Annotated in this window: 19 protein-coding genes and 3 pseudogenes; 18 read left to right on the top strand and 4 right to left on the bottom strand. The window is 36.1% G+C overall.

Annotated elements, in window-relative coordinates; translation table 11 throughout:
- Positions 1 to 44: 44 nt before the first annotated feature.
- From ACIQ7T_RS11780 to ACIQ7T_RS11790, 3 genes are all read right to left on the bottom strand, one after another.
- Complete coding sequence (locus tag ACIQ7T_RS11780) at positions 45 to 530, bottom strand: DUF3231 family protein (protein ID WP_402870489.1); 486 nt, start codon at positions 528 to 530, stop codon at positions 45 to 47.
- Positions 531 to 840: 310 nt separating this feature from the next.
- A complete protein-coding gene (locus tag ACIQ7T_RS11785) occupies positions 841 to 1128 on the bottom strand; it encodes a hypothetical protein (RefSeq protein WP_370081077.1) in 288 nt (95 codons plus the stop codon).
- Positions 1129 to 1278: 150 nt separating this feature from the next.
- A complete protein-coding gene (locus ACIQ7T_RS11790; protein ID WP_402870654.1) occupies positions 1279 to 1989 on the bottom strand; it encodes a cupin domain-containing protein in 711 nt (236 codons plus the stop codon).
- 328 nt (positions 1990 to 2317) lie between these two features.
- On the opposite strand from ACIQ7T_RS11790, the gene ACIQ7T_RS11795 reads away from it, so the two are divergent.
- From ACIQ7T_RS11795 to ACIQ7T_RS11870, 16 genes and pseudogenes are all read left to right on the top strand, one after another.
- Positions 2318 to 2539 carry a transcriptional regulator gene (locus tag ACIQ7T_RS11795; RefSeq protein ID WP_402870492.1) on the top strand — a complete coding sequence of 74 codons (222 nt, stop codon included), beginning with the start codon at positions 2318 to 2320 and terminating at the stop codon, positions 2537 to 2539.
- A pseudogene (locus ACIQ7T_RS11800) lies at positions 2536 to 2739 on the top strand (Y-family DNA polymerase); the annotation flags it as partial. The gene ACIQ7T_RS11795 and the pseudogene ACIQ7T_RS11800, both read left to right, overlap by 4 nt.
- 462 nt (positions 2740 to 3201) lie before the next feature.
- Complete coding sequence (locus tag ACIQ7T_RS11805) at positions 3202 to 4032, top strand: AraC family transcriptional regulator (protein ID WP_402870495.1); 831 nt, start codon at positions 3202 to 3204, stop codon at positions 4030 to 4032.
- 301 nt (positions 4033 to 4333) lie between these two features.
- Entirely contained in the window at positions 4334 to 5665 is a 1332-nt protein-coding gene (locus tag ACIQ7T_RS11810; RefSeq protein ID WP_402870498.1) for an NtaA/DmoA family FMN-dependent monooxygenase, read from the top strand.
- Positions 5666 to 5683: 18 nt separating this feature from the next.
- Positions 5684 to 6679 carry an ABC transporter substrate-binding protein gene (locus tag ACIQ7T_RS11815; protein WP_402870501.1) on the top strand — a complete coding sequence of 332 codons (996 nt, stop codon included), beginning with the start codon at positions 5684 to 5686 and terminating at the stop codon, positions 6677 to 6679.
- A 157-nt stretch (positions 6680 to 6836) separates the two neighbouring features.
- Positions 6837 to 6998 (top strand): annotated as a pseudogene (locus tag ACIQ7T_RS11820) (iron chelate uptake ABC transporter family permease subunit); the annotation flags it as partial.
- Between the two features lie 204 nt (positions 6999 to 7202).
- A complete protein-coding gene (locus ACIQ7T_RS11825; RefSeq protein WP_402870504.1) occupies positions 7203 to 7352 on the top strand; it encodes an iron chelate uptake ABC transporter family permease subunit in 150 nt (49 codons plus the stop codon).
- 260 nt (positions 7353 to 7612) lie between these two features.
- Positions 7613 to 9043: a DHA2 family efflux MFS transporter permease subunit gene (locus ACIQ7T_RS11830; protein ID WP_370081088.1), complete on the top strand. Its 1431-nt coding sequence runs from the start codon at positions 7613 to 7615 to the stop codon at positions 9041 to 9043.
- A 509-nt stretch (positions 9044 to 9552) separates the two neighbouring features.
- Positions 9553 to 10809, top strand: coding sequence for a Y-family DNA polymerase (locus tag ACIQ7T_RS11835; RefSeq protein WP_370081090.1), 1257 nt, complete (start codon positions 9553 to 9555; stop codon positions 10807 to 10809).
- Between the two features lie 57 nt (positions 10810 to 10866).
- Positions 10867 to 11205: a YolD-like family protein gene (locus tag ACIQ7T_RS11840; RefSeq protein WP_370081092.1), complete on the top strand. Its 339-nt coding sequence runs from the start codon at positions 10867 to 10869 to the stop codon at positions 11203 to 11205.
- The gene (locus ACIQ7T_RS11845) at positions 11198 to 11545 is read left to right on the top strand and encodes a YhjD family protein (RefSeq protein WP_370081094.1); all 348 of its coding nucleotides are present in this window, start codon (positions 11198 to 11200) and stop codon (positions 11543 to 11545) included. The genes ACIQ7T_RS11840 and ACIQ7T_RS11845 overlap by 8 nt, the downstream gene beginning before the upstream one ends.
- Positions 11546 to 11680: 135 nt before the next feature.
- Positions 11681 to 11917: a small acid-soluble spore protein Tlp gene (gene tlp / locus ACIQ7T_RS11850; protein ID WP_053595505.1), complete on the top strand. Its 237-nt coding sequence runs from the start codon at positions 11681 to 11683 to the stop codon at positions 11915 to 11917.
- A gap of 403 nt (positions 11918 to 12320) precedes the next feature.
- Positions 12321 to 12602: a hypothetical protein gene (locus ACIQ7T_RS11855; protein ID WP_402870510.1), complete on the top strand. Its 282-nt coding sequence runs from the start codon at positions 12321 to 12323 to the stop codon at positions 12600 to 12602.
- Between the two features lie 28 nt (positions 12603 to 12630).
- Positions 12631 to 13788 carry a PD-(D/E)XK nuclease family protein gene (locus ACIQ7T_RS11860; protein WP_402870512.1) on the top strand — a complete coding sequence of 386 codons (1158 nt, stop codon included), beginning with the start codon at positions 12631 to 12633 and terminating at the stop codon, positions 13786 to 13788.
- 817 nt (positions 13789 to 14605) lie between these two features.
- A pseudogene (locus ACIQ7T_RS11865) lies at positions 14606 to 15097 on the top strand (VanW family protein).
- 554 nt (positions 15098 to 15651) lie between these two features.
- Positions 15652 to 15915: a hypothetical protein gene (locus ACIQ7T_RS11870; RefSeq protein ID WP_402870515.1), complete on the top strand. Its 264-nt coding sequence runs from the start codon at positions 15652 to 15654 to the stop codon at positions 15913 to 15915.
- 298 nt (positions 15916 to 16213) lie between these two features.
- Here the strand turns inward: ACIQ7T_RS11870 and ACIQ7T_RS11875 are convergent, their stop codons facing one another.
- Positions 16214 to 16369 carry a hypothetical protein gene (locus ACIQ7T_RS11875; protein ID WP_170938954.1) on the bottom strand — a complete coding sequence of 52 codons (156 nt, stop codon included), beginning with the start codon at positions 16367 to 16369 and terminating at the stop codon, positions 16214 to 16216.
- Between the two features lie 721 nt (positions 16370 to 17090).
- Between ACIQ7T_RS11875 and ACIQ7T_RS11880 the strand changes: the two genes are divergently transcribed.
- Positions 17091 to 17324: a hypothetical protein gene (locus tag ACIQ7T_RS11880; protein ID WP_402870519.1), complete on the top strand. Its 234-nt coding sequence runs from the start codon at positions 17091 to 17093 to the stop codon at positions 17322 to 17324.
- A gap of 262 nt (positions 17325 to 17586) precedes the next feature.
- Positions 17587 to 17883 carry a hypothetical protein gene (locus ACIQ7T_RS11885; RefSeq protein ID WP_370081098.1) on the top strand — a complete coding sequence of 99 codons (297 nt, stop codon included), beginning with the start codon at positions 17587 to 17589 and terminating at the stop codon, positions 17881 to 17883.
- The last annotated feature ends 625 nt before the right edge of the window (positions 17884 to 18508 follow it).

Consider the following 18508-nt stretch of genomic DNA (forward strand, 5'->3'; position numbering starts at 1 on the left):
GAATCCCACTGACGTTAGTCAGCTTGCCCCTTTAGAGGGGAGTGTCAAAGTGTAGTAGGAGCTAGTAGCCAGCCTTTGTCGTTACTGAGTCGCACTAGCTTTGCGCCAAGTGTGGCATACCTCATATGAAGTTCTCCATATTTTGCAGTATGCTTCTTCTTAACAGATATTTCTAAAGCTTGACTAACTGAAATAAGTGAAGAAGCTATATTCATCGATAAAATGGTGCTAATTTCCGTATCATTAATAGCTTTTTTTCCTCGGATATTACCCATTTTCAACTGTCTGTAGTCGATTGATGTAGTAGGGGCAAGCACCCCATTTTCCTTTAATAACACCGTTAGATGTTTATTTTCCTCTTTTAAACATTGCACAAAATCCACGATAATAGCTTTCAATTTTTTATCAATGGCGTGCTTAAAAAATGCATGATTTGAAGCTATATAGCCATGATTAACGCCGATCTGTGTCCATATCTTAAAAATTTCCTTATAGCGTAATGATGTTAGATTTCCATTCATCAATTCCATTGTTACACATCCTAACTCTCGTTCATTAATTATGAGATTAGGATGTGCTAATAAATGAAATTCTAATCATTTTTTACAATAAAAGGGTTGATGACGGTGAGTCGCTTCGTTTGCGCTCCAGGGTCTCATCTGTGACGCTGTAGTCCATGTGAAAACGATTAGCCAAGGACACGCTTAGGCCCAAGAGAAAACTGCTCGGGTCGATTCAAGATCTGCTTAGGTCTAAGAGAAAACTGATCAGGTGTGGCCACCAATATCCGCTTTTTAACAAACATCATCCCAAACTTTGGGTGGTGAACTAGTGAAAGGTTTATTCCTTTAATTTCTTGCTTTTAAAGCTATTAATAGTTGTTTTTAATGCAGCAAAATTCCCAATAGCTGCATAACCATAAAAAAAGCCCATAAATATTCCTGCAATAAGATTATGTCTATGGCTAATAAAAATAGAAATAACCAAGCCAATAACAAGGGCGATCGCGGGAACATATTTAGGCTTAACATGCATAAACACCTTAATTAGCTGTGTAATAAGTAACACAGCTGGAACGGCTATTACAGCATCCCAAAAATTTGTATGGATCACTGGAAATAATTCCATTTTCTACACCTCTTTTAGTAATAACGAAGCTATGACTTAAAATATAGATTTTCCTTTTTATTTATTTTTATGCGATGAAAGGTGTAGAGCTTATGATGTCGAGTCATACACTCGTATGAACGATTACGATTTCCGTTTTTTTACTATTGCTTAATAATATGTGCCATAAGGATTTGGGCCATAAGGATTCATATATGGATTCATATTTGGATATTGATATGGCGGATATGGGTTCATAAATTGTGAAGGTCTATACTTATTTTTATGTTTATGATGAGGATCTTTTTGCTCCGTTTGATCTTTTTGCTTTTCAGAAGTTGATTTTACACGGTTGCAGTCTTTAGGTGGACCAATATATGTTGACGGTACAATAGGCGCGGTTGTTTTCTTCCACTGATTTTCATCTAAACAATACGTGTGAGCCATAACATTGGAAGGTGTAAATTTCAATATATCTGAACCTAAAATAACTTCAGGTATTGAAGCATTAAAAATAGCTAGTAAATGCGTGTCATTCTCAGTAGCTATTTCATAATGCCACCATCCTTGCGGTACATTGGCGACTTGGCCAGGCTCGATAGGATAGTTTTTAAGCTCTTTTGTAAAGGGATTAAATATAGAAACAATGGCAGCACCAGAAATACAATAAACTAGTTCTGCTGCATTTTGATGATAGTGAGGCTCTATCACCTTATTCTTACTTAGAAAAATATCAAGCAAAGATATATTTTCTAACGTATTTAATTGTTCTACACCTAGAATATTTATAAAATTCCGATCATCTTTTTTAAAAAGAGTGCTGTCATTTACATCAAAAGTGAACTGGGTTGATGGTGAAGTATAGTCAATATTTGAACTAATAATTACATCCTTTCTAATAAATTTTCAATACATGTCTTAAGCACAGAATATGTACAAAGCTATTGTAGGCTTACACGAACGCCCACTATCCTCATTCAGCAATGTTTTCTGTGCGAAAGCGAAGCGACAACAGCAACAACAACAATTACGCCAAGGCGAAATGGATTTATTTATCCTCTAAATACTCCTTAAGAATTAGCTGAAATTCCCTCTTCTAATTAGGAACGTACGTGCGTATAATAATAACACAAACGTTTGTTCTGTTTTTAAAAACGGCTCTGTCGTGCTCACTGCATATAAACAGGGCTAGTGAAAAGGAGCACCGAGGATGAAAGAACAGTTAATAAAAGCAATGCAGCGTCAACAAGTAGTTAGCATGATCTATGTAGCCAAGTCTGGTGTTATTACGAAAAGGCGTGTGAAAATCATAAAGATTGTTGGTGATTCCTTTACAGCATTTTGCTTTACGAGGCAGGCAAAGCGTACATTTATTATTAACAATGTTCTAGCAATAATGCCTGCTACACACTGGAAGCGTGAGGTAATATGAATTACGACAATCTGCCGAACAAGGACAATTTTTATTGACATGAAATGCTTTTACGCAAGCTGTATGGCAATGCTAGAAGGTTTAGATGTCTTGAAAGATCCCATTGCAGTTATAGGCAACTTTGAGCAACCGGTAGTATCGTACTGGCAGCCTCACCAATGATGAAGGAAAAATTTAAAATCAAAACGGGAAATAGACGTTTATGTTCGTGTTTTAGGAGATATAGTAAACCAAACCTTAAGGACTGACGATTTTGACTAAATCGAGATACAATGTATGAAGAAAATAAACATTGGAAATTGTATGTGGAAGTTAACAAGGCTCTTACAATATCGGCTAAATCATCTTTCAGTAAACCTGGATTAGATAATAATGCATATAGCATTTGTGATTTGTGTATTTGCATTTGTTGCAGACCTTGCTAGACTATTAGTTAATAATGAGAATCATTATTAACTAATAGTCTTCTAGTGGTAATATCTGATTAGAGTACTTCATGGGACAAAACTATTTTTACTATATAGAAAGGGGTGGCAATATTGACTGTGTGGATCCCCAACAAATAACGGTTAGGCTGATATCTCGAGAAATAGATTTGTTGTTTGGCATTAATGAAAGTAACCCAGATGTACAATGTTTGGATAGGGAGCAGGTGCATTATCATGATAGATTTGGATAAATTAGCCGAGATATTTGCTAGAGGTTTCTATGATATAGAAGGTGTTCACCGTTTAGTCATCCAGCCGAAAAGTATACTAAGTGAATTTAGGGCTGTCCGGCATGGATTTCTTTTTGTAATTCGTGGAGAGGCTAGAATGAGTGTGAATGAAACTGTCTATGAATTACATCCAGGCTCAGTAATTCATGTGGCTCCAGGCATGCAACTGGACGCGCAAGTTTTAAGTCAATCAGAGTACGAGTACTATTTACTGTTTTATAGATTTGACAAGTTAGACAAAGTATATAGCGGTCATGAATGCGACTCTCATTTCAAACTGGAAGCGGGAGCAAATCCAAGAGTGCTAGAATTACTTATCATGCTTCATCAGAATGCCAATACACTTAGAGGTATTGGGAAGCTTCGTGTCAAGGAGTTATTTTTAAGTGTCATGCATCAAGTTTTGGTGGGGTGTAAGCATCGAGAGAGTGGTAGTTCTCCAAGTGAAAGGGTGATAGAGGAGGCTATTGCATACATACACCGGCATTATATGAATCCGTTGACACTCGACGAATTGGCGGAGCTGCATGCAATGAGTCCCAAACGCTTCTCCTATTTCTTTCACAAACATACTGGATTTCGTCCAATCGACTATCTTATCAATTATCGTATGGAAAGAGCGAGTGACTTACTTAAAGTAAGCAATTTTCCCATTCACGATATTGCTATTAGTGTTGGTTATACCAATCCGCTATATTTCAGTAGAGTGTTTAAAAAGAAATTTGGTGTGTCTCCCTCTGTATACATACATAATTTAGATAATCATATAAATTGAGTTACTGATTTATATATTACGCCTGCAACTGGTGATGAACCGGGAGTGCAGGCTTTTTCCCTTTTGTCTCATTCTTTCCTTCCAGCTCTATCTTGCATGTCGGCTAAATCATCATTCAGTAAACCTAGATTAGATAATAATGCATATAGTATTTGTGATTTGTGTATTTGCATTTGTTGAAGACCTTGCTACACTGTATTTGATAATGAGAATCATTATTAATTATAGCCTTTTAGAGGTAACATCTGATCAGAGTATTTCGTGGGCGCAAAACTATTTTTAATAGGAAGGATTGATAATATTGACTGTAAATGGACAATTATGTATTGGGTTAGTCTTATCTGCTTGGTTGAAAGGAGGCGACTGGCGGCGCCCAGACAGCGGTGTGGAAAAAATGGGTTCAATTGACCCTTACATTGATTTGGCAAAGATGGCGGAGAGGTCAAAGCTCGATTTTCTTTTCAGGGCGGATTATCTTTTTGTTAGTCCACAGATGCTTGGCGATTCCGCTAATTTCGGTAGTCCTGACCCTACTATGATATTTGCAGCGATTGCTCGTGAAACAGAGCGGATCGGGTTAGTTACGACTATTTCTACGACTTTTAATCCACCGTATGTTGTTGCTAGACAGCTTCAGTCTTTGCATTGGCTAAGCAATGGACGTGCTGGCTGGAATATTGTCACTTCTATTGAAGGTGCCGAAAATTTCGGTGAGTCACCTATGCCTTCATCACAAGAAAGATATGCGAAAGCAATTGAATTTACTGAGGTCGTACGCAAACTCTGGGGAAGTTTTCCGAATGAAGCCATCGTTATTGACCGTGAGTCAGGTATGTTTTCTGATATGGATAAGATTTCTCCAATTAATCATTCAGGTGAGTTTTTTAGTGTTAAGGGACCACTTACTTTGCCTGCCCATAAATCAGGACCGATTCCTTTATTTCAAGCAGGTGCGTCGGATACAGGACGAAATTTTGCCTCTTCAATAGCAGATGCTATTTTTGCAGCGATGCCAGACCTTGAATCGGGAGTGGAATTGCGAAATGATCTGAGAAGAAGAGCTATCGAGTATGGGCGCGATCCGGACGCCATAAAAGTTTTGCCAGGTTTATATTTTTTCTTGGCCGAAACTCGCGAGGAAGCCCATGAATTACATAAGGCCGCACACGCACATTTGACTATTGAGCGCAGACATGCATCGCTTAAATCAGTACTGGGTCTTGATTTGAGTAGCTTTGCTTTGGATCGTCAAGTAACTTCGGATATGCTACCTGATCCGAATCAGCCAGTTCGCAGCCGAACACATGCTGAGCTGTTGCGCCGGTATATTACAAACCATCAGCCTACAGTGGAAGAGGTATTAACAAGGTCAGAGGTTGTCGGGTCTGCTCACTGGGTTTCAGTTGGAACGGTTGAAGACGTATTGAACGATATAATTGAGCGATTTGAGGCTGGAGCTATTGACGGATTTATAGCTATTCCGGGTGGTTCAGAAAAATCTTTGAAACTATTTTTTGAAAAGCTGATGCCGCAATTGGTTGAAAGAGGTTTGTTCAGAAGTGAATATACGGGTGTCACCTTGCGTGAGCATTTAGGGATTAATATTACTGATCATTATAGGGATACTGTTTGAAAGGGGTTCAGGTGAAGAATGAATAAAAAGTTTATACTAGTTGGTTTGATAGCATCATTCATGATTGTTTTGGCTGCATGTGGAGGAGGAGACAAACAGAGCAAATCAAACTCAACCTCCGGCAGCATCGGAGATTCAGCGCAATCTCAAGTGGACAATACAGGAACAAGCGAAACAAGAACGATTGAGTATCTCGGTGAAAAGTATACCGTTCCACAAAAAGCAGAAAAAATTGTGATTACTGGGGCTATGGAAGCGATGGAAGATGCAGTAATGCTTGACGTTCATCCAGTAGGGGCAATATCGGTGGGCGGAAAGTTTCCAGAAATGTTTGCTTCGGTAACGGGCAAGGCGGAATCAATTGGTGAAAAAAGACAACCTAACTTTGAGAAGATATTGCAATTAGAGCCAGACGTTATTTTAGGTTCAACCAAGTTCCCAAAAGGGGCAGTGGAGAAATTGCAAAAAATTGCTCCCACTATTTTGGTGTCGCACGTTTCTACAAACTGGGAAGACAATTTGAAATTAATGGCTGAATTAACTGGGAAGCAAGGTGAGGCAGAAAAAATTCTATCCCAATATAAAACAGATACACAAGCAGTAAAAGCATCATTAAAAGAAAAGCTTCAAGGTAAAAAAGTAGCTGCTGTTCGTATTCGCGGAGGGCAAACTTACATTTTTGCGAAAAATGTAGACTTTAACCCCTTTTTATACAATGACATTGGTTTAGAAATGCCAGATCAGATAGGCATGGCTAAATTGCAAGATGCAATCTCTGCCGAACAATTGGCAGAAATGAACCCAGACTATTTGTTTGTGCAATTCTCTACGAATGATAACAAAGATGCGGAAAATGCATTCGAAGACTTGAAGAAGAATCCAATTATCCAAAATATTAATGCCTTTAAACACGATCACGTATATGTCAATGTGGTTGATCCGCTCATGGAAGGAGGTCCTGTTTATAGTCGAATCAAGTTTTTAGAAAGTGTGCAAAAGCATCTGAACAAGTAATGGAATGGATCAAGAAGGAATGAAATCGTTATTAAGCCATAAGTTTGTTTTAATTGTCATATTAGGCATTCTGTTCAGTGTGACAATAATCGTATCTCTTTTCTATGGTTCGAAATCAATGAGCTATGAAATGATGTGACAGGCGTTTTTTCATTTTGATTCAGAGAATATGGATCATTTAATCATTCAAACATCGGGCCATCCGCGTGTGATAGGGGCGCTATTTGACGCCTTCATGGCGGTTTCAGGAGTTTTAATGAAGGGGATGACAAGAAATTATCTTGCATCCCCTTCGACTATGGGCGTGGCCGATGTTTAGTAGGGAGCGCCTTTAGTTCAGGTTTTAGGGCCATTACTCTTTATATTTCATTAAAGATGGACCCACAAGATTTTGAAATGGCGACTGTCTGGTTATCAGGCAGCCTTTATAGTACGACTAGGATTCATATATTAGCGTATTCCATGGATAATAATTTTAACGCCAATCATTTGATGGAAATCGCACAGACTTAACCTATTAAATTTGGATGAGGTATTAGCCATAGGAATAGGCTTAAAGAAAGACCGGGAAAGAATGTTTTTTCTTTTATGCTGCGTCGGGTTAGTTAGCGCATGTTTATCTGTAGCAGGAAGTGTTGGATTTATTGGCTTAATTGCCCCTCATAGTGGCTAGAAGACTAGTCGGTATTCATTATAAATATGTAATATCGGAAAGATGATCTTTGCTCCAGCTGAACTGCCTGTAGGCATTTGTGATCTACATTATCGGTGTTCCTTATTTCGTATATCTGCTGTTTAAAAAAGAAAGTAGAGTAAGAGAGAAGGAACCCACTCATTGACCAAAAAAGAAGTGCAGAAGAAATTGCCATTAAAATTAATCTGCTAAGACTAACGACAAGCTTATAACAAAATAAAATTTTAGGTGGATTATTTATGTCATTAACAGTAGAAACACAACAAACAAAAGTGATTAAAACTACTCCAATATTAATTTCTTTCTTAATTGCTGGTTTCATTGGATTGTTCAGTGAAACGGCTTTAAACATGGCTCTCGGGGATTTAATACAAGTATTTTCTATTAGTTCTTCCACGGTTCAATGGCTGACAACAGGTTATTTATTGACCTTAGGGATATTAGTTCCTGTCTCGGGTCTCTTACTTCAATGGTTTAGTACACGTCAAATATTTATTGTGTCATTGATTTTTTCAATTATTGGGACACTAGTCGCAGCTCTTGCACCAAGCTTCGAAGTATTAATGTTTTCTCGAGTGATTCAAGCTATAGGTACGGGATTATTGCTACCTCTGATGTTTAATTCGATCTTATTGATTTTTCCAGTCAATAAGAGAGGTGCAACAATGGGACTAATAGGGTTAGTCATTATGTTTGCACCCGCAGTTGGACCCTCAATCTCAGGATTAATTCTTGAAAAACTGACTTGGCATTGGATTTTCTGGGTTTGTTTGCCTTTTCTGATTCTTGCGTTGGTATCGGGTATAGTGTATATGCAGAATGTATCAACCATAACTAAACCCAAAATTGATATATTATCTATTCTTCTATCTTCGATTGGTTTTGGAGGAATTGTCTATGGCTTTAGCAGCGCGGGTGAGAATGGCTGGGGAAGTACGATTGTGATCACGATGATTATTATAGGTCTTGCTGCACTTACCTTGTTTTCTTTGCGACAATTAAAAATGGATAAACCTATGCTTGATTTACGTGTATTAAAATATCCAATGTTTACTCTAGGTTTATTGGCCGTATTTATTTGCTTCACGGTAATAATGTCCACGATGATTTTGTTGCCATTATATTTGCAAACAGGACTAGCATTGACTGCATTTACCGCGGGGCTTGTTTTGTTGCCAGGTGGTGTGCTGAATGGATTAATGTCCCCAATCACAGGTCGTATCTTTGACAAATTCGGACCAAGAGGACTTGTTATACCTGGATTTGCAATCATGTTTATCATGTTATGGATCATGTCAAACGTTACCATTGAAACGCCGGTTAGTATGGTGATTGTGATGCACTCCATTCTATTTTTAGGTGTATCGATGGTTTTGATGCCTGCTCAGACAAATGGACTAAACCAATTACCTAAAAATCTTTACCCAGATGGTACTGCTTTAATGAATACATTACAGCAAATGTCGGGAGCAATTGGCACTGCAGTTGCGATTACGATTATGTCCGCTTCTCAGAAAAGATATATGAACAATATGACTGATCTATCTGACCCTTCTTCAATTAGAGCTTCATTAACAGCGGGAGTACAGGACTCCTTTATATTCACTCTAATTATAGCTATGGTTGGTTTAATTATTTCCTTCTTCATTAAATCTTCTCGCGTTAAATAGTAGCTGACATCATAATGCAAGGATAAAAATAGAAAAACATCTGCAAATTCTGTATTGTTGTAAGTCCTAACCAAACAAAATCTTTGGTGAATCTGTTATAAGGCTAATCAATTATGCAGTTAATTCAACATGTAAGTCCTAAAAATTTACAATACCATTTGTATTAGAAAGAATTAGAGCTGTAGGAATCCATTGAGAAACTTCCACGATATTGGGGAATTACAGGACTTTAAATCAGCTTCAGATCAATTAAAAAGACTGATCTAAAAATTACCACTTCTAAAACAGAACGTTTGTGCGTATAATATATACAAACAAACGTTCTGTTTTGCGTGGGGAGATTAAAAACAATGAAAGATCAGTTAATAAAAGGGATGCAACACAATCAGTTAGTAAATAGGATGTACAGTACAAAGTCTGGAGTCATCACGTGTGTCAAAATAATTAAGATAGTCAATAGCGTACTTTTAATTATTGTTCCATGTCTATAAAGAGCGAGGGATCATTTAATGGATGAAAATCTGCCTGAACGTTCCATTATATGTATTGATATGAAAAGCTTTTACGCTAGTTGCATGGCAATGCTTGAAGGTTTAGATGTCATGACAACCCCAATCGCCATCATAGCTAATTTCACTCAACCTGGTAGCGTTGTCTTAGCTGCATCGCCACCTATGAAGGAGCGATTTAAGATAAAAACAGGAAATCGTCGTTTTGAAATACCAAAGCATCCAGACATAAAACTTTTTGAACCGAAGATGAGTTTCTTCATTGAAATGTCTATGGCTATCACTCGCCTTATTTCAAAGTATGTGCCATCAGAGTGCATACATGTTTATAGTGTCGATGAAAGTTGGGTGGACCTAACTGGAACAGAAAGGCTTTGGGGACCTCCTGAGGATACAGCAAAGGAAATTCAAAAAGCGATATATGATCAATTTCGTATTCCAAGTGCTATTGGGATGGGGCCGAACATGTTGATGGCAAAACTTGCTTTAGACCTTGAAGCTAAAAAGTCAGGTTTTGCAAAGTGGACTTACGAAGATGTGCCAACGAAACTTTGGCCTGTGCGTCCTTTATCTGAGATGTGGGGTATCGGAAAACAGATGGAAGCCAAGTTAAATGCAATGGGGATAGTAACAGTCGGTGGATTAGCAAAAGCTGATTTAAATGAATTAGAAAAAAAATTCGGCATCATGGGTAATCAACTGTACCACCATGCGCATGGCATTGATCTTTCCACGCTTGGAGAGCCTCTAGTTAAAAACTCAGCTCTAAGCTTTGGGAAAGGCCAGATGTTAATGCGTGACTACCATACAAGAAAAGAAATATCCGTGGCGTTACTAGAAATGTGTGAGGACGTGATGAGGCGAACGCGCGAAGCAGGTTATGTCGGTCGGACAATTACATTAGGTTTGTCTTATAGTCGTAGTGCTATGACAAAAGGTTTCCAACGCTCTAGAACGATTGCAGTGCCAACAAGTGAAACGCTAGTGATGTATAAAACTTGTCTAGAATTACTGGATGAGCACTTTGCAGGCGAGCCAGCGCGTCAATTGTCAGTTAGAATAACGAACCTAGAACCAGCGTGCAGTATCCAATTGGATTTATTTGATGAGCGCAAGGAGCAACGACAAGTAATTGGCCACGTTATGGATGCTATTCGAAGAAAATATGGCGCTGTAGCCTTATTAAGGGCGGCTTCTTATACAAAGGCTGGCACAGCTATTACACGTAATCGCTTAGTAGGCGGGCACTTAGCGTAAGGGGGGAATGAGATAAGACGAGATAGAAGAACGATTAAGAATTCGAGGAGTGTTTAGATGATACGTGACCGTGGATCAATGAAGTGGACGGCGATGATGCTTCCTGAGCATCTTGGCCTCATTAAAGTATGGAAGCAAGAGCAATTTTACGATAAAAAGCGAGAATTAACCGAGTGGGAGTTAGAGGAAATAGAACAGACTATACAACGCGCTTTTAAAATGCAAAAACTGATTACGTTAACGCTGTGGAGCAACAATAATTTGCATGACGAGACAGGGCTAGTTACAGGAACTGATACAATTAAAAAGGAATTGTTACTTGAGACGGATGTAGCCATCAAACGTATTGCATTTGATACAATCCAAGACGCAAAGATGGTGGACGTTGATGATTAATGGTGAGGATCGTAGTGTTTTGTATGAGTTTATAAAATTAGATATGGCCATCAGGTCATTACAACAAGACTATTCATCGCTCGAAAAGTTAAAAATGTCCAAAATCTACATCCATATTGTAGAAGATTTATTAAAAGATATAAGACATGATTTCTACAATAAAAGGCGAGTTCTAGCTAAGAAAAATATTGCCGTTGTAAAGTGGGTCAAAATTGATGAATATTTCAGCGATGTAATCATCAAAACAGCAGGCGAAGATGAAGTGCTACGTTATGCCAATCAAGCTCTAAAAGCACAGGTAGAGGAGCTCATTCATAGCCGTTTGAATAAATGTGTGTAGAATATCAAATTTGCATGTAAGGAATCTTATGTATTTGAGTGATCAGCACCGTACATTCTTCTTAGTAAAAATTAGTACACATAGGAACAACTAAATTAGCCAACCTAAATTTATGTCAAATTTCAGGAGGTTACCATGGCTAATTCAAGACACTCAAAACCAGATGATAGATCCAATAACGTTGAACGAATCCGTGATATCGTTAAAAACACTGAAGAAAAACTTCATGAAGCGGAAATTAGTTTGGAGTTTGCAGACCCTATGCAAAGTGAAATGATTAAAGAAAAAAATAAGCGACGTCAAAAGTCAATTGAAGGATTAAAAGAAGAAATGAAAGATGAAATGGCGGCTCGTAAAAAAGGAGAAGTGTAGGATTGAAGACTTATGAAGAGGAACTAACTTCTCTCCATTCTTTTTAATGATAAAAAAGTGCTTGCCTATAAAAGCAGATGGCTTAGAAGTTCTGTAATGGACCTCTACATAGCCATCTGCTTTTATTATGAGGTTGTAAATGACTTATTACAGCCCGATTAAAGTGAGGATTAGCTTTGTTCGGATGAGATTTTTTAGATTAGTAGATAATGCAATTGCTGAACGGAGGTTTATAGTGCTTGGTGAAATATTAAAAAAAGTTTCAACAGAATTCATCATTGAAGCGGAACGTTCTAATTACTTGAAGACCTTGGTATGAGTAGGTTGATATTTCCTTGAATGCTGATAACATTAAATTTATACATAATTATTAATATATTAAAAAATATTGGAGGTCTTTGACATGTTAGCGAAGATAAAAGGAGTTAAACTTCTAACGGAATACAAGAATCCAAATTATAAAGTAAAATTAGAATGTGAAGATGGTAGTGTACTACTCATTAGATTTGATTATACGTATACTACGAAGAGCTATATGCCTTTAGAGGTTTATCATAATGGCGTTTCTAAAGGGGCTAAGTTGGCATGGTATACAAGTGAAATTGAGAAGATGACAGTAAGTAAGTTTTTAGACAAAATTGCTACTAAAATAAACAAGAAATATAATTTCGAATTGAAAAAGTAAATAATTTTATAATTAGAGGGGTTTAAGGATGAATATTTTTAAGGTTTTATCTTCTAATGATGGTTCTATCAATGAGCCTAATGTAACTTCGTTTCTTGCTTATTTGCTAGACCCTAATGAAAATCATGGTTTAGGATCAAGATTTGTAGAGAGTTTTTTAACACCAATTATATTAGCAAATAAAGAGCAGTATAACGAGCTTATATACAATAACCGGATTCGAGATTTATCTCGAAATTCGAAGTATGAAGTAAGAGTTCAAGCTGAAGTAAAGGTCATAAGCTCAGTGAGTGAAATTGCTAAAAAAACAAGGGATATAGATATTGTAATTGAACTTTTTGACCAAACATTTTCTGATAGTCTTCCAAAATTTTCGTTTTGTGTGGAAAATAAAATTAACGATGGAGCTATTCAAAAAGGAGATAATCAGCTTTTTGAGGAAATCATCGGATTAGTTAATTTTTATAAAGTTTCCTCATTAGAGAAAGAACAACCTTTAGTTTCCTTTATATTCTTAACACATACGGGAAGTAAGCGAGCTTTAAATGAATTTAATGAATTATTATCTACTATAGAAGTAGAAAAGTTATCAGTACCTTGTTATCATCTGTCTTGGGGTAGAGAAGAACTAGATAGCTTGGAGATTACTATAGTTGATTTGCTCAGTAAGATTCTTAAAGAAGAAGCCATAGGAAAAATTGAACCGATTTATGATTACACGAAGCATACAATTAAGTCATTCATCTCTTTCATTTACTCAGGCTTTAAATCATATAAAGAAGAAAAAAATCTTTTAAACGAGAAATCAGACTATGGAAAACCAGTCATTCAATACATAAAAGACTTTTATGATAGCTCACCGTTTGAAAAAGATATAAATCATGAGGATTTAAAAAAATGGGTAAGTGATATAGTAAAAGTAGCATCAGGCAAAACATTAAAAAATGCAAACTTTGACCGTTCGTACATTGTAAACGATCGAAATAGAAAGCACTACGGTGTGAATAGCGCACATAAAGAATATAAAAATTTATTTTATTATCCAGATGAAAACAATAAAAAAGTGATTAGAAAGTTAGACTTTTCTAATCCTCCTATAAATGCGATGATTTATTGGAAAGACGACAACAATCCGGATGGTATGGGATGTGCTTTGCTCACGGAGATATTTGTTGAGACATTTTAATGAAAAAGGGATTAACTAATCATTATTAGTTAATATGAAAACCTGTATAACAATTAATTTACAATTAGGACTTTGATGAAAATGGTCTTATCCCTATTATCGATATCGTTAGTTAAGTTAAGAAATCTTCAAAGGCCTAAAAACGTTGCTATACCAACGTTTGTGTTTTTTTCTATTTTAATGGATACGATAGAAAACGATAAAAATTGAATTTATATTACACAAATTTTACTCAAGGAAGAACTATGATAACACTGCTATCATTAGCTAGAAGCAATGTAGTTTTTATACAAAAATGTTCTTAAAGCTTTTATAAGGGACTTAATCCTGGACGTTAAAGGTTTAGGCCACGGCATTGTGAAGTGGTGGGTGGTTGGAGGTAGTTTGAGAATTACTTAAGAACGAATTCTCACAGAATGAATTCGTTCTTTTTGTAGTTCTAAAAAAGGAATAAAGATATCAGTCTAATTTAAGAAGCGGGGCAAAGGGATTAATTAAGAAAATTTGTATTTAAATGAATCAGATGCTCAGTTGTACAAGAAGTAAGATGGAATGTATAAAAAATCCATGTGGAACGAATTCAACAACTAAAAAAGCATATTAATAAATAGAAAGTTTATTATTATTTTCTAATTTAAAAATAGGGAGGAAAATAGTATTGAGACTATCTGAACTTCATCCAATCTTCTATCACACACGAATCGAACAAAAAAGACTTTTTCGATTTTTAGCAAATTTAAAAGAAAGAAAACGGTTTGCCACGCATAAAGAGTGATCAACTACATTTCCCTATACTTGTAAAAAACATCAATCATTGTTGAAAAGAAAATTAGGAAACAGTGATCCTAAATTACAAGAAAATAAAATAATCAATTTAAAAATTGCTACTAGTGCAATCGATGACGTAATCATTAAGCTTGGTGAAACTTTTTCTTTTTGGCAACTAGTAGGGAAAACGACTTAGGCAAAAGGCTATATTGAAGGCATGCAGCTCGCTAATCTACTGTATTGGATGGCGCTACACACACCTCTTAATGTTACGGAAAGACATCATCATAGTTTCGACCCATTTCCTGATTCGGGGCGAACGCTTCCATTTGGGAGTGGTGCAAGTGTTTTTTACAATTATATAGATTTACGATTTTATAATCCGACATCTAAATCTTTTCAAATAAAGGTTTGGGTAACAGATAAACATTTAGGCGCTATTTTTGCTAATGAAGAAATGCCTTACTCTTATCATATTGAGGAGAAAAACCATCAATTTTTAAAAAGAGACGGGAAAAACTATCGTCAAAATGAAATTTGACGAAAGACGATCGATAAGGTAATGGGACAAATGATAAAAGAGGAATTGCTAATCAAAAACTTTTCAGAGGTGAAGTATCCTATACCGCTCGCTCCTGAATTGCCGTGAAGACGAAAAAAAAAGAGAATTTTTACTGTGAAATTTAACACCGTATTTCTAGTGAAGTCGTGGGGATTGATATCCTCTTCCATTGCATTATTAACACATGCTTGAATATGGGAAATCACCCTTTATTAGTTCACTTGTGCTATCGGGGCATTAAATACGGTAAACAGGATATTTTGAGGATCATTGAAGTAACTATTCTGGGCTTTCTTTTAAAGAAGGGATATTAATTTTTTTGTTGAAAGCGTAAAAGCATTTTGATTATAAAGGTTAAATATTAAATTATAAAAGAACGAAAAACACTCTTAATCGACATGTTGATGTATTCATTGCAAAACTTTGTAATCTAATAGTGAATATTGTTACTATCTTGTGAATATAATAGATCAAATGCCACGTGCAATTTAAGCTTTTATTAAGGAATTAGGATGAAACGAAGGAGTGTGAAATTGTCGATTTCAAATCCTCAATACGCATTTTTAGAGGTTGATTTTCATAATCCTAATTTAACTCAAGCAGAACTGAAGGTTGAGAATATTTCTGAAGGGGTACGGGAAAATAATGAACTCGTAGGAAATACAAAAATAGCATCGAAAATAATACCACCTAATGTATATATAAAATTAAACTGGATAATAGGATTGCTCTTATTGATACCAATAGATATTTATTGTATTACGGCTTTGGTGGTATCTGAATTCTTATCAAAATAAAAAGTTAAAACCACCATTATAAGGGTTAACCCGATGAGTACGATAGATCGTTTACTCTGAATAACCAACAACTGTAAGCTAAAGCACCGTTGTCTTAGGTTATTCTTAAGATCGAATGCGAAAGCGAGACAGTGTGTCATGAAGGAAAAAAGTAAGTGGTAATCAGCCCGGAATTATTTCCGGTTTTTTTGTACTTTAAGAAATCGAAAGAGACGGATCTAGGTGATGTTTACACAATAAGAAAATCCCCAATACACACCTTTTTCTAAGGTGAATATTGGGAGTTAGTTTATCACTATTAACGTTTATTTTCATTTTGAATACTACTGAAATCTACTTCTTCAGCGAACTCTTCTCTGTTTTCATTTTTACGTTCTCTGTTAGCATTTTGATTTTGATTCTGCTGTTTTTTGTTGTCTTGAGTTTTATTATTTTTATGTTTATTATTACCCATGATCATCTCACCTCCACCATTAGTGTGAGAGAAAGATGATTTTTTATCCGCATAACTTACAATTAATTAATGAAATATATGTGATGAAACAAAAGGTATGGATATAGTAACATTTTCACCTCCACTTTCTGAGAACGCAGCCGGTAATGTTAATTCACTTGTTAGTGGTTACTTGTCTCTTCTTAGAAAGTTCCGTTTATTCTTAGATTCTGATGGAACTGCAGATCCATCTGCGCTCAAGCAGAAAAAGACTTCTAATCGTGTATATACTCGTAGAAGAAAATGGATGTTGATGTTCCTTATCCATCGATCGAGCGGGTTGAGTTTTATCTTGTAAAGTGGGACGGCCTTGAGATCTACCACCTGCAGGAGGATGCACTTAATAAACTGTTCTTTAAGCTATGCCCGAAGAATACAGACGTTATCGATATTCTTTTGAAGACATCAACGCTTAACGATTTTTATAGTACGAACATTTTCTCAATCTATCCTGTAGCTAAGCATATTTACAGATGCGAGACTTAAGGCCGGTGATGTTACCCTGGTAGGAGATGTCCAGTATGTAACTATAGGTAATACAGAGAAGAATTTTTACTCCTTTGCCTTAAAGTATTGTAGCCATCACAATCCACTCGATTATCCGATTTACGATAGCTACGTCGATGAGGTGCTTCGCTATTTTAGAAATCGTGATAGCTTCTCAGATTTTCAGGATGGCGATTTGAAGGACTATGTTAAATTCAAAGGTGTACGTGAGCTCTTAAAAAAGGACACAATCACTGTTGAAGAAAGAGTGCAAATAACAGAGCAGATGATGATAACTATTACAGATCTTATTTCAGCAAAGGATACTGAAAACAAAGATTTTCTCAATGGAATAATTAAGTACGGAGGAGTTCCTATCATAGGAGGCGCTCTTGTATTGGAGGTTGTAATCTTAGGTGTTAGGTACTAAGATTCCGGCTTTGAAAAATTGTAGTAGATATGTTTCCGCATACCTGTTAAAACAATAAAAAACGGTTGACCTGTTCCCTATAACCAAGAGATTAATAATGGCAACTAAAGTCGTAGAAGTGGTTGGAGTTAGTTTAATAATAAAGAAATGATAAAAGAACGGATTCCCAGTAGTAGATTTTTTTGTTACACAAAGGATTGAAGATATTTTCGAAGAAATTATATAATGAAGCATGTGTTAAAATTTTTTATGGAGGCGGACTATGAAGACGGAAATGATTATAACCGTAGTTTTAATTATAGGAATGGTAATCTTAATAGAAAAAATATACGACAAAATTAATATAGAAAATTATTCTCCTATTTGGGAGTATTTTTCTAAAGCAATTCTCTATGGGTTTATTGCTAGCATTACATTACTCTATGGAAAGGAAACGCTAAGAGATGTTAATCCACTAGAATGGGCCATCATTGCAGTTTCAGCAATAGAAGGAACAGGGAACTATATTAATTATGTAAAAGAATCAAAAAGAAGAAAAGAAGAAAAAAGAAAGACTTGAGGTAATCAAACTTAGATACATAATGAAATAATTCTTCAACTTAATAGAGTCGCTGATCAAAAAGGGATTGATGCTCTTTTTGTAAGTGAAAGTAGAAAATACAGTAAGTTGGTATTTCGCTAAAGTAGAGCAGAGTCATTTTTTAATTTAATTTAACCCACCAGCACCCATATGTTGCCACATACACTCCGCACATGTAGAGTGTGTCTCGCAACTTATTTTAAAAGAAGGCAACTAACCATGGTTAGTTGCCCTGCTAAAAAGTGTTTCGGTTTACCACAAACCTCCCCTAACAATACCCCACATCCTTCTTCGGTGAGCTGAGTTTAGAGGATCAACTCCACAATTCATAAGCCAGTGTGCTGCATTATCTCTCTGATCTCTTGTTATAGGTACTCCACAGCAGTCAGATAGACGATCAACAAGACCATATGCACCTGCGGGACTTCTTAACTGATGATAGTTGCATGATCTAAGAGCTCCACATACACGACCGAAACAATGAGGGTTTCTAATTCTTTGTCGGAAAACACGCATTAAATTAGGATCAATATTGCCCATTGACAAAAACCTCCTTTCAAATAAAAGTAAATTACAGAAAAGATAGGAACAATATAGTATATGA

Origin of the sequence: Lysinibacillus sp. NPDC096212, from assembly GCF_044763105.1 — a bacterium.
In the GTDB taxonomy this organism is placed as follows: Bacteria; Bacillota; Bacilli; order Bacillales_A; family Planococcaceae; genus Lysinibacillus.

Coding starts and splice junctions, on each gene's coding strand:
- ACIQ7T_RS11780 (WP_402870489.1), bottom strand. CDS start 530: ATGGAATTGATGAATGGAAATCTAACATCATTACGCTATAAGGAAATT.
- ACIQ7T_RS11830 (WP_370081088.1), top strand. CDS start 7,613: ATGTCATTAACAGTAGAAACACAACAAACAAAAGTGATTAAAACTACT.
- ACIQ7T_RS11885 (WP_370081098.1), top strand. CDS start 17,587: ATGAAGACGGAAATGATTATAACCGTAGTTTTAATTATAGGAATGGTA.
- ACIQ7T_RS11860 (WP_402870512.1), top strand. CDS start 12,631: ATGAATATTTTTAAGGTTTTATCTTCTAATGATGGTTCTATCAATGAG.
- ACIQ7T_RS11835 (WP_370081090.1), top strand. CDS start 9,553: ATGGATGAAAATCTGCCTGAACGTTCCATTATATGTATTGATATGAAA.
- ACIQ7T_RS11795 (WP_402870492.1), top strand. CDS start 2,318: ATGAAAGAACAGTTAATAAAAGCAATGCAGCGTCAACAAGTAGTTAGC.
- ACIQ7T_RS11840 (WP_370081092.1), top strand. CDS start 10,867: ATGATACGTGACCGTGGATCAATGAAGTGGACGGCGATGATGCTTCCT.
- ACIQ7T_RS11805 (WP_402870495.1), top strand. CDS start 3,202: ATGATAGATTTGGATAAATTAGCCGAGATATTTGCTAGAGGTTTCTAT.
- tlp (WP_053595505.1), top strand. CDS start 11,681: ATGGCTAATTCAAGACACTCAAAACCAGATGATAGATCCAATAACGTT.
- ACIQ7T_RS11815 (WP_402870501.1), top strand. CDS start 5,684: ATGAATAAAAAGTTTATACTAGTTGGTTTGATAGCATCATTCATGATT.
- ACIQ7T_RS11855 (WP_402870510.1), top strand. CDS start 12,321: ATGTTAGCGAAGATAAAAGGAGTTAAACTTCTAACGGAATACAAGAAT.
- ACIQ7T_RS11845 (WP_370081094.1), top strand. CDS start 11,198: ATGATTAATGGTGAGGATCGTAGTGTTTTGTATGAGTTTATAAAATTA.
- ACIQ7T_RS11875 (WP_170938954.1), bottom strand. CDS start 16,369: ATGGGTAATAATAAACATAAAAATAATAAAACTCAAGACAACAAAAAA.
- ACIQ7T_RS11785 (WP_370081077.1), bottom strand. CDS start 1,128: ATGGAATTATTTCCAGTGATCCATACAAATTTTTGGGATGCTGTAATA.